The sequence below is a fragment of the Bradyrhizobium sp. AZCC 1719 genome (assembly GCF_036924525.1).
Classification (GTDB): Bacteria; Pseudomonadota; Alphaproteobacteria; order Rhizobiales; family Xanthobacteraceae; genus Bradyrhizobium.
Window position 1 is genome coordinate 24,327 of record NZ_JAZHRU010000001.1, and the last position, 14,180, is coordinate 38,506.

At 61.6% G+C, this 14,180-nt stretch carries 12 protein-coding genes and 2 pseudogenes; 6 read left to right on the forward strand and 8 right to left on the reverse strand.

The window, feature by feature from the left end:
* Positions 1-25: 25 nt before the first annotated feature.
* A complete protein-coding gene (locus V1292_RS33800) occupies positions 26-427 on the reverse strand; it encodes a putative sulfate exporter family transporter (protein WP_442895587.1) in 402 nt (133 codons plus the stop codon).
* Positions 321-1,121 (reverse strand): annotated as a pseudogene (locus V1292_RS00045) (YeiH family protein); the annotation flags it as partial. The gene V1292_RS33800 and the pseudogene V1292_RS00045, both read right to left, overlap by 107 nt.
* Positions 1,122-1,196: 75 nt before the next feature.
* Between V1292_RS00045 and V1292_RS00050 the strand changes: the two are divergent.
* From V1292_RS00050 to V1292_RS00070, 5 genes are all read left to right on the forward strand, one after another.
* Positions 1,197-1,502: a DUF971 domain-containing protein gene (locus V1292_RS00050; RefSeq protein ID WP_334369761.1), complete on the forward strand. Its 306-nt coding sequence runs from the start codon at positions 1,197-1,199 to the stop codon at positions 1,500-1,502.
* A 101-nt stretch (positions 1,503-1,603) separates the two neighbouring features.
* The gene (locus tag V1292_RS00055; RefSeq protein WP_334369762.1) at positions 1,604-2,383 is read left to right on the forward strand and encodes a Crp/Fnr family transcriptional regulator; all 780 of its coding nucleotides are present in this window, start codon (positions 1,604-1,606) and stop codon (positions 2,381-2,383) included.
* 163 nt (positions 2,384-2,546) lie between these two features.
* The gene (locus tag V1292_RS00060; protein ID WP_334369763.1) at positions 2,547-3,968 is read left to right on the forward strand and encodes an ABC transporter substrate-binding protein; all 1,422 of its coding nucleotides are present in this window, start codon (positions 2,547-2,549) and stop codon (positions 3,966-3,968) included.
* On the forward strand, positions 3,965-4,873 hold the full coding sequence (locus V1292_RS00065; protein WP_442895479.1) for an ABC transporter permease: 909 nt from the start codon (positions 3,965-3,967) through the stop codon (positions 4,871-4,873). The genes V1292_RS00060 and V1292_RS00065 overlap by 4 nt, the downstream gene beginning before the upstream one ends.
* The gene (locus V1292_RS00070; RefSeq protein WP_334369764.1) at positions 4,870-5,742 is read left to right on the forward strand and encodes an ABC transporter ATP-binding protein; all 873 of its coding nucleotides are present in this window, start codon (positions 4,870-4,872) and stop codon (positions 5,740-5,742) included. Before V1292_RS00065 ends, V1292_RS00070 begins: the two co-directional genes overlap by 4 nt.
* Positions 5,743-5,830: 88 nt before the next feature.
* Here V1292_RS00070 and V1292_RS00075 read toward each other — a convergent pair whose 3' ends face one another.
* The 5 genes and pseudogenes from V1292_RS00075 to V1292_RS00095 form a co-directional block, all read right to left on the reverse strand.
* Positions 5,831-7,135 (reverse strand): TRAP transporter large permease, encoded by a 1,305-nt coding sequence (locus V1292_RS00075; RefSeq protein ID WP_334369765.1) that lies wholly within the window; start codon positions 7,133-7,135, stop codon positions 5,831-5,833.
* 55 nt (positions 7,136-7,190) lie between these two features.
* Complete coding sequence (locus V1292_RS00080; protein WP_334376897.1) at positions 7,191-7,784, reverse strand: TRAP transporter small permease subunit; 594 nt, start codon at positions 7,782-7,784, stop codon at positions 7,191-7,193.
* Between the two features lie 8 nt (positions 7,785-7,792).
* The gene (locus V1292_RS00085) at positions 7,793-8,791 is read right to left on the reverse strand and encodes a TRAP transporter substrate-binding protein (RefSeq protein WP_334369766.1); all 999 of its coding nucleotides are present in this window, start codon (positions 8,789-8,791) and stop codon (positions 7,793-7,795) included.
* A gap of 51 nt (positions 8,792-8,842) precedes the next feature.
* A complete protein-coding gene (locus V1292_RS00090) occupies positions 8,843-10,501 on the reverse strand; it encodes a hydantoinase B/oxoprolinase family protein (protein WP_334376898.1) in 1,659 nt (552 codons plus the stop codon).
* 2 nt (positions 10,502-10,503) lie between these two features.
* Positions 10,504-12,589: pseudogene (locus V1292_RS00095) on the reverse strand (hydantoinase/oxoprolinase family protein).
* Between the two features lie 367 nt (positions 12,590-12,956).
* On the opposite strand from V1292_RS00095, the gene V1292_RS00100 reads away from it, so the two are divergent.
* Complete coding sequence (locus tag V1292_RS00100; RefSeq protein ID WP_334369767.1) at positions 12,957-13,844, forward strand: alpha/beta hydrolase; 888 nt, start codon at positions 12,957-12,959, stop codon at positions 13,842-13,844.
* Here V1292_RS00100 and V1292_RS00105 read toward each other — a convergent pair.
* Positions 13,825-14,175 carry a Rieske (2Fe-2S) protein gene (locus V1292_RS00105; protein WP_334369768.1) on the reverse strand — a complete coding sequence of 117 codons (351 nt, stop codon included), beginning with the start codon at positions 14,173-14,175 and terminating at the stop codon, positions 13,825-13,827. The genes V1292_RS00100 and V1292_RS00105 overlap by 20 nt on opposite strands.
* Positions 14,176-14,180: the final 5 nt, after the last annotated feature.

The following is a 14,180-nucleotide window of genomic DNA, read 5'->3' on the forward strand; positions in this document are numbered from 1 at the left end:
AGTTTCTAATTTTTCGCGGACTTCATCAAAACGAATGATACTTGACGTAAATCAACGACAACCCGATCAAGATCGCGGAAAGAATCAACAGGAGCATGATTGGCTTCAGGCCGAAGGCACGGATGCTTCTCCAGGGTAATGTCAATCCGATTGCCGCCATCGACATGACGAGACAGAAGCGCGAGAGCGGCGTGGTCACCTGAGACAGCTCGCGCGGGACAAACCCCGAGGCATTGAGCAACGCAGCCAAGACAAAACCGACCAAAAAAGCCGGCGGCAACGGCGACGACGGCTTTTGCGAAGCACCCCCTACCGGACGCGATAAAGGATACAGCGATGCAGACTGGTGCCAGCAACGCCACGCGCAGAAGCTTTGCCACAGTGGCCATTTCGCCGGTCTCCGGATTGACGCTGTAGCCAGCAGCAACCGCGTGAGCCACCTCGTGAATACTTCCACCGAGAAAAATACCGCCTGCTGCCGAGTCGAGGCCGGCCATGTGAACCAGGAGCGGATACAGGATCATCGCCGCGGACGATATGATGCTGACGACGCCAATGGTGCAGGCGACATCTCTGTTAGCCGAGTCGTTGCGCATGACGACACAGGCAACGGCGGCGGCTGCCGACGCGCCGCAAATGGCGACGGAAGCTGCGGCGACCAGCGACAACTCCCTGGTAATTCCGAGCATCGGCCCCGCGAACCAGCCTACCGCCAGAACGATTGCCACGTTAATCGCGAGCGCAACGACGTCGGCCACGTTCAGAATCTGCAGGGTCGCGAGCGAAATCTGAAATCCAAGCAGCGCGACACCGATGCGGATCACGTGCCTGGCAGCGAACGAAATGCCAGTTTGAAACAGTGACGGAGGCGACCAAATCGCGGCGAGGACGAGACCGAAGATCAAGCCCCAGACAACAGCAGAACCTGCCAACAGCGCCGTCCAAGTCGCTGCGCAGGCGATCAGCGCGCAGAGGGCAATACCCGGAAGATCCCTCCAAAGCCAGTTCGGTTCGCTCAACCCTCCCGATTGATGCAACATGATTCGCTTGCCCCGCGATGTTTGCGAAGCCGTGTTCGCGATACCGAGGCGGGACAAGCAAGTAATTTCCAGAACCGGCATTCGGCGCACGTCGGCAATTAGTTGCTATCCAAGCGAGCTGTCGGACGGTAGCCCTTGCTAAGGAAGGACTTCCCAATGTCGATGACACCACCGATTGCCACGGAGTCACCGACTTGCGAGGTGAGCGCCGATCTCGCCTCGCTATCAATGGTCGAAACCGACGGATCGCGCGTTACGCTTGCGGCGGAGAAGCTACGGCTATTCTGCAAATGTGCACATTGCACCCGCGCCCGCTTCGACGAACGCTTCCCGGATCGGTTCCCCGGGATCGCCATCGTGGAGGTCTCCGACCTAGGCTACGGCCTGAACATTTCGTTCTCGGACGGGCATAACAGAGGAATTTATCCCAAAAGCTATTTGGCAGGTTTGGCCGAACATTGATTCCGTTCGGCTTTTCGACCGCGTCATCGATGGCGAAAAGATCAATCTGGCACGAAGATTGCTGCTTTTTAGATCAGTTCTAGATGGTCTGGAGATCGGCAATGTTGCTGCAGGCTGGAAATGTGGTGCGCGGAAGCTCGCCTTCGGCCACGGCGGCGGCCACGAAATCAATATCCCTGCTTCTCACGGAGAACCACCAATTGATCGGCGGCCCGCCGTCGCTGATGGACAAGTTGACGATACGCGAGCGCAACATCGTCCTGAAACAGGGGCGCCGAAAGGTCCTCAGTCGGGGGCAGACCCTATTCAGTCAGGGCGCCAAACATGACGGCATTTTCCTGATCGAAAGCGGCCGCATTCGCGTCTTCTATTCCTCGCCTCTCGGACGCGAGATCACCCTCGCCTATTGGCACGCCGGCAATTTCGTGGGCGGGCCGGAGGTCTTCGACAGCGGCATTCATCAGTGGTCCGGCGTCGCCTCCAGCAACTGCAGCGTCGTGCAGCTTCCCGGCAAGGAACTGCGGACGCTCGCCACTGAAATTCCCAATCTTGCGATCGGGCTGATCGAGGGCCTCGCGTTCAAGGGCAAATGCTATTCGGCGCTGGCGCAGATGCTGGGAACGCGCTCGATTACACAGCGGCTGGCGCATCTTCTGTTGCACCTGATGGATCTATACGGCGTCGAGGATCCCGACGGCGTGGTCATCGCCGCGGCTTTTACCCATGCCGACCTGGCGCACATGGTGGGCGCGACTCGACAATGGGTGACAATCAGCCTCAAGCGAATGCAGCAGAAGCGGATTGTGCTGACTAAGCGGTCGCAGATCGTCGTCTGCCTGCCGAATGTTCTGGAAGAAATGCGTGGTCAGGCGTCGGATTGAGTCTGGATGCACACGTAAGCGGCTTTGCACAGCAAAACTGCCCAACGAGTATGCAGCTGACCTTTAACGGCAACTAATCTACTCCGATGACCAGTCCGCATTTGCAGGGAACGTTACCCCAACCAATCATGGTTGCAGCGCTTCCAACCGAATGAGGATGAACATGGTCCGCCAAGTCCAATCACTTTCGATAGCGATATCCGCAGCGTCAGTGGCCTTGGCGCTCGCGCAGCCTGCCCTCGGCGAAACCATTAAAATTGGTATCGGCACCCAGGACACCACAACCAACACCGTGACGACCGGGATCGTCATCCGCCAATTGCGCCTGCTGGAGAAGTACCTTCCGACGGATGGCAAGTATGCCAACATCAAGTTCGAGCTCGAATGGCAGAACTTTACCTCGGGTCCACCCGTCACCAACGGCATGATGGCCAACAAGCTGCAATTCGGTGCCATGGGAGACTATCCGCTCGTCGTGAACGGCTTCACGTTCGAGAAGAATCCGGAAAGCAAGAGCCGCCTGATCGCGGTTGCAGCTTACAGCCTGTCCGGCTCCGGCAATGGCCTCGTCGTCCACAAGGACTCACCGTATTACGAGCTCGCCGATCTCAAGGGCAAGCTGGTCAGCGTCCCCTTCGGATCGGCTGCCCATGGCATGGTTCTGAAGGCGATGCAGGACCGGGGCTATCCGGCGGATTTCTTCCAGCTGGTCAGTCAAAGTCCTGAGGTCGGTTCGACCAACCTTCAGGAGAAGAAGATCGACGGCCATGCCGACTTCGTCCCGTTCGCCGAACTGCTGCCGTTCCGCGGATTTGCCCGCAAGATCTTCGACGGCGTAGAGACCAACCTGCCGACCTGGCACGGCGTCGTGGTCCGCACCGACTTCGCCGAAAAGTATCCCGAGGTCGTCGTCGCCTACATGAAAGCGATCATCGCCGCCAACCAGTGGCTCCGCGCCGACCCGAAACTTGCGGCGGAGAAAATCGCGGAATGGACCGGCATCAACAAGGAAGTCGTCTACATCTTCCTCGGCCCAAGCGGCAACATGACCACCGATCCCACCATCAAGCCGGCTCTGATCGATGCCGCAGAAGTCGACGTCAAGGTTCTGCAGAATCTCGGACGCATGAAGGAATTCGAGCCGAAGAAGTGGGTCGACGATTCCTACATCCGCAAGGCCTATGCCGAGATGAAGCTGGACTACGACGCACAGCTCGCCAGCACCAAAAACTACGAGATTTCGGGCGAGGATAAGTTCTGCAAGAAGCCGATTTCGGATCCCCGCAAGTCCGGCGAAGTTTGGGTCGAGGATGAAGGCATCCTTCCGTTCAGCAGTGCGACCTGCACGCTTGGCGCCTACGCGAATTTCAAGACCAAGGGAAAGAAGATCAACGTCACTTATGTCTTCGACACGGCACGCGGCATCAAATTGTTTGCCGACCAGGCCTTCTTTGCGGTCGCCGGCGGCGATATCGCCCCGTTCCTGCTGAAGAAGGACGCCGAAGCCTTCGCCGCGAAGAACAACGGCAAGGTTCTTGGTTTCGAGGAGGCGGTGAAGTCGGCCATGAGCGGAGGCAGGACATGAGCAGCGGTCCTGCGCATGCGCTGCATCCGACAGAGCACGAAGCACCCAAGATCGCCACTGAGCCGCCTCCCGCCGCGGCTGCGCCCGTCCACGAGCCCGCAACCCTCGCCGCCATGGTGGCGCGCTGGTACCGGCTCAACAAGAGCCGGTTGCGGGCTGCGCTGATCGGGGCCGTTTCCCTGGTCGCATTTCTGATTGTCTGGCACCTGCTGACCAAATACCGCGTGGTGTTCTTTGTGCGCTTCACCAACGTCCCCTCGCCGCTTGACGTCTACGACAGCTTCACAAAAGCAATCCACGACCCCAAGTTCCTGATGCATGTCCTGCTGAGCTGCCGGAGAATCATATTCGGGTTTGCACTGGCGACGCTCGTCGCTGTGCCGCTCGGTCTCATCATGGGCCGTTTCAAGCTGATCCATGAAGTAGTGTTTCCGGTCTCCGAAGTGCTGCGCCCGATACCCGCCATCGCATGGGTACCGATGGCTATCATGCTGTGGCCGACAAACGAACAGAGCATCGTCTTCATCACCTTCCTCGGTTCGTTCTTTCCCATTCTGGTCAACACACTGCACGGCATGGTCCTGGTCGATCCGGTTCTGGTTCGGGCCGCACGATGTCTCGGGGCGAGGGAAACCTCCATCTTTCGCGAAGTATATTTTCCCGCTTCGCTTCCGCACATCTTCACCGGGCTTACCGTCGGGATGGGTGTCGCGTGGGTTTCGCTGATCGCAGCCGAGATGATCTCCGGCCAGTACGGCATCGGCTATTTCACCTGGGAAGCCTATTCTCTGGTCCAGTATGCCGACATCGCACTCGGCATGATCGCGATCGGCGTACTCGGACTGACGTCCAGCCTGCTGATCCGCTCGGCCGGAAGGCTTGCTATGCCGTGGGGACGCACATGAGTGTGATCGAGGCGAAGGCTGCAGCCGGCCACATCGAGGTCAAGAATTTTGCGCTGAGCTACGAGACCATCGACGGGTCCGTGGCCGCCGTCACCGACACGCAGATCCACGTCAAGCCGGGCGAATTCGTCTCAATCGTCGGCCCTTCAGGTTGCGGAAAATCCACGCTATTGAATGCGGTCGCAGGCTTCCTGAAGCCAACCGCCGGAACGGTCACGGTCGACGGCGAAGAGGTAAAGGGTCCGAGCGCCGAGCGCGGCATGGTTTTTCAGCAATATTCGCTTTTCCCCTGGAAGACCGTCCGAGAGAACGTCGAATTCGGATTGAAGATGCGCGGCATGGACCGGTCCCGTCGCGAGAGAGCTGCACGCACCCTGCTCGGATTGGCCGGACTCGAAGCTTTCGAAAAGCATTATCCCGACCGCCTTTCCGGCGGCATGAAGCAACGCGTCGGCATTGTGCGCGCCCTGGCGACAGGGCCGAAAGTTCTCCTGCTCGATGAACCCTTCGGCGCACTGGATGCGCAGACCCGGGTCATCATGCAGCAAATCCTCACCAACATGTGGCAGCGGCTGAAAATCTCGGTCCTGTTCGTGACACACGACATCGACGAGGCGATCTTCCTGTCCGACCGCGTCTACTGTATGACGGCCCGGCCCGGCTCCATCAAGGCGGAAATTCCCATTCCGCTCGAACGACCTCGCCAGCAATCGATGATGATGTCGTCGGAATTCCTAGGACTGAGACGCGGCCTGATGTCGTTGATCCGCGAGGAAAGCCTGAAAGCAATGGGAGGCGAAATCAGCGACCAAGGCTTGCAAGGGCTCAATATAAACCTGCACGGGCAATCCCTGGCCGACGTTCTTTAACCGGAAGATGTGGAAGGGACCGGCTCGTCTCCTACAGCGGACTGCCTGCCAGACGAGTCGCGGTAGCCTTCCACAGCGCGAGGGCGGTTTATCCATAGAGAAGTTTGGGCAGGATCGTGACAATGCTCGGACACAGGGTCAGCAGCAGCACAAAGCCGATCATGATGATCAGATAGGGCAATGTCACGCGCGCGATGTAGCCGAGCCCGTCATCCGTCAGGCCCTGAATGACGAACAGGTTGAAGCCGACAGGCGGCGTGATCTGCGCCACCTCGACAGCAAGCACGAGGAAGATTCCGAACCAGATGTCGTCGAAGCCCGAGGCCTTCACGATCGGCAGCACGATCGGCAACGTCATCACGATCATCGAAAAGCCATCGAGGAAACAACCGAGGACAAGGTAGAAGCCGATCAGCACAACGATCAGCATGAAGGGTGATAGGCCGAGGCCTTTCACAAAAGCGGCCACGGATTGCGGAATGCCGAGGAACGCCGCGGCATTCCCGAGGATCGACGCGCCGAGCACGATCAGTGCGATCATCGAGCAGGTAACCACCGACCCGATGACCACATCGCGCATCACCTGCTGCGACAGCGACCCCTGAGCCCAGGCGACCAGCGCGGCGCCGAGCACGCCGACCGCTGCCGCCTCCGACGGCGTCGCAAGGCCGCCATACATCGAGCCGAGCACGCATGCGATCAGAAACAAAGCCGGTGCAAGGTCCTTGAGGGCGGCGAAGCGTTCGCGCCAAGGGACCAGCGCAAGCTTCGCCTCGGCCTCCGGCACCAGCGTCGGGTTCAGAGTGGTGTGCAGCATCACCCAGGCCATAAAAGTCCCCGCCAGCAGCAGGCCCGGCAGGAGTCCGGCGGTGAACAGCTTCAGGATCGAGACGTCGCCAAGCACGCCATAGATGATCATGATATTCGAGGGTGGAAGCAGAAAGCCCAGCGTGCCGGCGCCTGCGAGCGAGCCGATCGCGATATCCCTGGAATAACCCCGGCGCAGCAGTTCGTTGAGCGACATGCGGCCAATCACTTGCGTCGTCGCCGCCGACGAGCCCGAGATCGCCGCGAAGATCGTGCAGCCGATCACGTTCACATGCAGCAGACGTCCCGGCAGCAGTCCGGCCCACGGCGCCAGCCCCTGAAACAGCGATCGCGATAACCGGGTGCGGAACAACAGCTCGCCCATCAGGATGAACAGCGGCAGAGCCAACAGCTCCTGGGTGGTCAGGATGTTCCAGGCGTATTGCGGAAGCAGCTTGTCGAGCGGGATCGACCGGAACATCGCGAGCAGCAAGGTCGCCGTGAGCGCGAGGGTCAACCCGATCCAGAGCCCCCCCGCCAGCAGCGCGAACAGAATAACGAACAGGCTGACGACTTCGATAGTCATGGAACTTGCTTTCCGACGGCGAGAGCGGCGGCGCCGGCCCTCGTTGCGCGCGTGGTCATTCGACGGGCGAAGCCTTCATGCGATGGTCTTCGAGCGGCAGCCCGAGCGCCGCCTGGATGGCGCGCGCCAGGAATTGCAGCGTCAGCAGCAGCATCCCGAAGGTGACGACGGCTTGCGGAAACCACAGCGGCGTGTCGCTCGAAGTCGACAGCTGCCCTCGCGTGAAGGATCCCCAGGCGAACTTGACCATCGCCGAGGTCAGGAACGCCATAAAGACGAAGCCGGCGAACGCCGAGAGGATCTCAAGCGCACGTCCGACCGGCGCCGGTACGTTCTTCAGCAGCAGCACGACACGGATATGGCCGCCGACACGCAGCGTCATGGCCGCGCCGAAGGTAAAGGAGGCCGCCATGAGATAGGAGGAATATTCCCATGCGATCGAGATGCTCGGAGGAAAGAACGGCAGGAGATTCGACAGAAAACGCGTCGCGACCTCGGCAAGCATCAACAGCGTCAGCATGAGCAGACAGCCGCCGCCGATCCAGCCGTCGAGCCGGCCGAGGCGATCGATCGCGTCGAGCAAGATGCGCAGCGGCGGCGGCGCCGCCGCGTTGAGGCTTTCTGGGGGAGCAGGCAGGACGCTCACCACGGCCACGCCTAACGCTTGATTTCGGCGAGATAGGCCCGCACCGGCTTGTCCGCCGCCGGCACACGCTTGAGGAACGCCTCGAGCAGCGGCGCGGTCCGGGCGCGGATATCCGTCATCATCGCATCCGGCACCGGCACCACCTCCATGCCGCCCTCCTTGAGGCGGTTGAGGCTGTCGACGTCGGCCTTGAGCGAATTCGCCCAGAAATCCGGCTCCATCTTCGCGGCGATGTCGGCGACCGATTTCTGCTGATCCGCGCTCAAAACCTTCCACGAATCGAGATTGACGGTCAGCATCTGCGACGACCACACATGATTGGTCGGATAGATGTACTTCATGAACTCCCAGAACTTGCCATCGACACCGGACACCGCCGAGGTCGAAACCCCGGCGACCGCGCCCGACGCCAGTGCTGGAATCGTCTCGCCCCAGGGAATCATGACCGGCGCCATGCCGACCGCGTTCAGCATGTCGACGGCATTCTTGTCGGGCACGCGTATCTTGATGTTCTTCAGCCCCTCGACGCCCGCCACCTTCACCTTGAGGTGAAGGTATTGCGTCGGCCAAGGCACGATATAGAGAATCTTCTGGTTGTTGCGCGCGGCGATCTTGTCATATTCGGGTCGCACATACTTGTGCAGGATCTTCAGCTCGTCCATGGAGACGGCGAGAAACGGAATGCTTTCGACGCCCATGAAGGGCTCGTCGCCAACCTGCTGGATATTGAGCACGTCGGCCAGCGGAACCAAACCATCGCGCACGGCGCGCAGATGTTCAGGTCCCTTGAAGCCGAGCTGGCCGCCGGCCTTCACCGTGATATTGACGACCCCGTCGGTCTGCTTCTTGACCGCATCGGCGAAAGCCATGGCGTTATGGGTGTGGAAATTGCCGTCAGGCCACACCGTCGACAAGTCCCAGCTCGCCGTTGCGGCCATGCCGCGCGTCGAGAGATGACCGGCGGCGAGCATCGTCGCCGCTCCCGTCGTGAAAGTCCGTCGTGTAATCATCCGTCCTCTCCGTTTTGGTGAAGTTGAAGCGCAAAGCCGCCGCCGGATGCGTCAACCCGCGAAACCGTAAACCGCAACCGCATTCGCGTGCGACACCAGGCCGCTTTCGACATCGTCGTGCACGCTTGCCGGCGCGCGTCGCCTTGGGTCGCCGATCCCGGCGCCGCCAGGCGTCATCACCACAAGCCGATCGTCCGGCGGCACGGTCTGGAAGCCTTTGCCGCGCAGCTTCTGTCCCGACTTCAGTCCGACATAGCCGGCTTCGCCGTCACAGCCGCCATCACGGCCGCGGGGCGGATGATCGATGCGGTCGAAGGCTGCCAGAATGTCGAACGGAGCATCGACGCCGCTGCCGACTTCGATGATCTGGCCGAGACCTCCGCGCGTGCGGCCGGCGCCGCCCGAATCCGGACGCAGCTCCTTGCGCCAGAAGATCAACGGCGTCTGTGTCTCCGCGATCTCGACCGGCGTGCCGCGTACGCCGCTGGGATAGGCCGTGGCCGACAATCCATCCTTGGCAAAACGCGCACCGGTGCCGCCGTTGCTCGTCACCGCCATCGAGAACCCGTAATTGCCGCCGGCGCCGCTGCGTGTTTGTCCGCGCACATTGAGATTCCACAGGCAGGACGTGCCTTCAGCCGGCACCCGCTCGGGAATGATCTGACGCAGGCACCCGAACACCACGTCGGGCAGCATCTGGCCGATGACATGGCGCGACGCCACCGGCGCCGGCTTCGGCGCGTTGAGGATCGAGCCCGCGGGTGCCGCGACAGTCAGCAGCGAGAGCGAGCCCGCATTGTTCGGGATCTGCGAGGCGACCACGCAGCCGAGGCCGAATACAGTGTAGGCGGTGGTGTAGGAGAGCGGCACATTGATCCCGAACTTCGAGGCGCCCGAGGTACCGTCGAAGTCGACGTGAATGCCCTCCTCCGAGATCGTCAGCGTCGCCGCGAGCGTGACCGGCGCGTCATAGCCATCGACGACCATGCTGTTGCGCCAGACACCCTTCGGCAGCTTGGCGATCTCGGCCAGTGCCGCCTCCCGCGAGCGGTCACAGATGAAATCGCCAAGCGTATCGAGCGAATCGATCTCGAATTCGTGCATCATCTCGACAAGGCGCTGGCAGCCGACATCGTTGCAGCCGGCCAGCGAATAGGTGTCGCCCTCGGTGTCGATCGGCAGACGCGTGTTGCTGCGGATCATCGCCATCAGCGTCTCATTGACGACACCCTGATCGATCAGCTTCAGCATCGGGATATAGAGCCCCTCCATGAAGACGTCGGTGGCATCAGGGCCGAAACCGATACCGCCGATATCCATCAGATGGCTGGTGCAGGAAAACAGTGCGACCGCCTTGCCGTCCTTGAAGCAGGGCGTGGTGACGACGAAGTCGTTGAGATGGCCGGTCCCCATCCAGGGATCGTTGGTGATGTAGGCGTCACCCGGCTTCATCGTTTCGATCGGGAAACGCGCGATGAAGTGTTTGACCGACTCGGCCATGGAATTGACGTGGCCCGGCGTACCCGTAACGGCCTGCGCCAGCATACGCCCCTTGAGGTCGAACACACCGGCCGAGAGGTCGCCACATTCGCGCACGATCGGGCTGAAGGCCGTGCGCAGCAGTACCTGCGCCTGCTCTTCGACCACGGCGATCAGCCGGTGCCACATGATCTGCAGATCGATCAGGCTCGCGCCGCTTGGCTCATTCATGGTCATGCCGCCTTCCGTTCCATGACAATACTGCCGGCACCGTCGATATGGGCATCGAAGCTCGTCGAGACGAATGTCGATGTCTCATCTTCCGCGATCACAGCGGGTCCCGCGATGGTCGCTCCCGGTGCCATCGCGTCGCGTCGGTACAGCGGAATTTCGACAACCTTCCCTTGCCCGGCCATCGAAAAACTTGCGGCTGCCAGCGGCTTTTCCGGCCGGCTTGCGCGTCACCTCGGTAACGCGCGACGGATTGCGCGGCTCGGTGGTCGCGAGCACCGACCAGCTTAGCACCTCGATCGCAGCGCCCGGAATCGGCCGCTCGAACAAGGCCGCATAATCCGTCTCGAAGGCCTGGCGCAGACCTGCGAGATCCGATGCCGTCAACCGCCGGTTCGGCAGCTCAACCATGATCTCGTGTCCCTGTCCGACATACCGCATGAAAGCGGCGCGTCGTTCGCGCACTGGCGCGCCGGCCGCGCCGGGCTCGACCAGGGCGCGCGCCTCGGTCGCCATCTCATCCAGCAGGTCGGACACAGCTGTGGCATCGAACGCATCGAGCCTGGCATGACGGCTGCGCACCAACTCATAGGCGATGGGCGCCGCAAGAAATCCGACGGCCGAGCCGACGCCGGCATTGGACGGTACGATCACGCGCGCGACGCCGATCTTCTCGGCGACACGGGCCGCGTGCAGCGGCGCGGCGCCGCCGAAGGCAATCAGGGTGTGCTGGCCAATGACGGCGCCGCGCTCGACCGCATGGACGCGGGCGGCGCTCGCCATGTTCTCGCACACGACCTCATGCACGGCGTAGGCCGACGTTTCCGCCGATAGTCCCAGCGGTTCACCAATGTCGCGCAATAAGGCCTGTTTGGACAGTTCGAGGTTAAGCTTGATCGTCCCGCCTGCAAATGCGTCCGGATCGATCTTGCCGAGCGCGACATCCGCATCTGTCACGGCGGGGCGTTGACCGCCGCGGCCGTAGCAGGCCGGCCCCGGCTCGGATGACGCACTCTCAGGGCCGACCGCGACGCGCTTCAGGGCGTCGACACGCGCGATCGAGCCGCCGCCGGCGCCGATCTCGACCATCTCGATCACGGGAATGCGCACCGGCAGGCCCGACCCTTTCAGGAAACGGGCGGCGCGATCGACCTCGAACACGCGCGAGGTTTCGGGCTGGTACTTTTCGATCAGGCAGATCTTGGCGGTGGTGCCACCCATGTCGAAGGACAGGACCCTGCTCTCGCCCAGACGCGCCGCGACCTGCGCCGCAAAAATCGCGCCGCCTGCCGGCCCCGATTCGACCAGGCGCACCGGAAAGCGCCGTGCCGTCTCGATCGAGGTGACGCCACCGCCTGAGGTCACGAGATAGATGGCGCCGCGAAACTGCTCGACCTGCAGCGCCTCGGCCATGCGCGCGAGATAGCCGTCGATCAACGGCTGCACATAGGCATTGGCGACGGCGGTCGAGGTCCGCTCGTATTCGCGGATTTCAGGGCACACCGCCGACGACAGCGTTACCCAGATCCCCGGCATTTCCTCTTTCAGGATCGCGGCGGCGCGCCGTTCATGCTCGGGATTGGCATAAGAGTGTAGGAAGGCGAAGGCGACGCTTTCCACATTCTGCGCGCGCAGCTCGGGCACGAGTGCACGCACGGCGGTTTCGTCGAGCGGCAACCGCACGGCGCCCTGCGCATCGATGCGCTCGGGGACCGTGAAACGCAGGGCGCGCGGCGCCAGCGGTTTCGGCTTGTCGATCGCAAGGTCGTATTGATCGTAACGACTCTCGGTACCGATATCGAGCACGTCGCGGAAACCTTGCGTCGCGACAAGCGCCGTCTTCGCGCCGCGGCGTTCGATGATGGCGTTGGTCGCAAGCGTCGTGCCGTGAATGAAGACGTCGATATCGCTCATGTGGGCGCGCGCGTCGGCCAGAATGAAACGCATCCCGTCCAGCACCGCCTGCTCCGGTCGTGCGCGCGTCGTCAGCACCTTGCGCGTCCTGCGATCCTGCCCCACATCCAAGACGATATCCGTGAAAGTGCCCCCGATATCGACGGCAAGCCGCACTTCGGCTCCCTCAAGCATTCCAAATCTCCGCGTGCTGACCGACGAACTGTAGCCAAATATTCAGCAATTTCCATGCCACCGACTGCGCTGGCGGCGACATATCCAGCGATTTTGCTGGGTACCTATGCAGCACAACAAACATCCCGCGCCGGCCACTGACGGCACCTCATTTCATTTGTCGGCACCCGCGCACTCTCGTTTCCAAGCACGAAAATTGCATGGTGCTACCCCCATGAACCTGGCCAATCCGGACATCCACATGCTGCGCTCGCTGACGCCCGGCAGCATACCGAGACCGAGCGGGCGGCTTGGTCGTACTAAACTCATGATCGTCCCTTAGCGGATTTGAACAACAATGAATGCTTTGGTTCAGCAGGAGTGACGCGTGACTGATATCTCGGCGACGAAGGACAAGACTCTCGATCCCCGGCTGAACTGGGCTGCGCTTTCCCAAGCAGAGCGTGACGCCGCCTATGACAACAACGCAGCGGTAAAGAACAGCGCAGTGCTGATCGCCGAAAGAAATCAGATGTCCGAAACGCTGCGGGCCAGCCGCAAGTCCTTTCTTGATGTTCCCTATGGCGACCGCGAAAGGACGAAGGTCGATCTTTATCCGGCCGCCGACAAGACAGCGCCCTGCCTGGTCTTTTTGCACGGCGGTTACTGGCAGCGCAATTCGCGTGAAGTATTTGCAATGCTGGTCGAAGGCGTCGCGGCCCATGGCTGGTCGGTTGCCATCCCCGGATATTCGCTGGCGCCCGACGCTTCGTTGACGGACATCGTGACGGAGATATCCCTGTCGCTCGACTGGCTGGCCAAAAACGGAGAGTCGTACGGCATCTCCGGACCCGTCGTGCTCTCGGGCTGGTCCGCCGGCGCCCACCTCGTCGCAATGGCACTCGGTCACCCGCGCGTCGCCGCGGGACTGGCGATTTCCGGCGTGTACGATCTCGGACCCATCCGCGATACGGGCCTCAACAATGCGCTGAAGCTAACCAGCGCGGAAGTCGCGGCACTATCGCCGCTTCGCCTGACCGCCGTCCGCAAGCGACTCGACATCGCCTACGGCACGGCCGAACTTCCGGCGCTGGCTTTCGATTCAATCAAGCTTCATGAAATGCGAGCCGCCGCTGGCGCGCCCGGCAAGCTCTACCCGATCGAAGGCGCAGACCATTTCACCATCCTCAGCGAGCTGCAGCGCCCTGACGGCGCGCTGGTCGATATCGCCCGAAAGCTCATCAGGTGGCAGTCGTCTAAGTCGCCGCCGACCTGATCGCCCCGGCGTCGATCCAGACCTGATCGTCTCCGATCCGGACCGGGTATAGCCGCAACGGCCGGCTCGGCCAGCCGTAGGAAATCTCGCCATTACGGAGATCGAACGAAGCCGCGTGACGAGGACAGAACAGGCGTCCTCCCAACAGGTGTCCAAGACTGAGGTCAGCCTGTTCGTGCGGGCACATCCGTTCGCAGGCTACCGCGCGTCCTTCGCTCCAGACCAGGATCAGATCGATGCCGGTCACGCGGACGCAGACGATCGTTTGCGAGATCAGCCGGCTGAGCCCACAGACCGGCATCCATTTTCCGTCGTCTGACAACGCGACCATTGGGG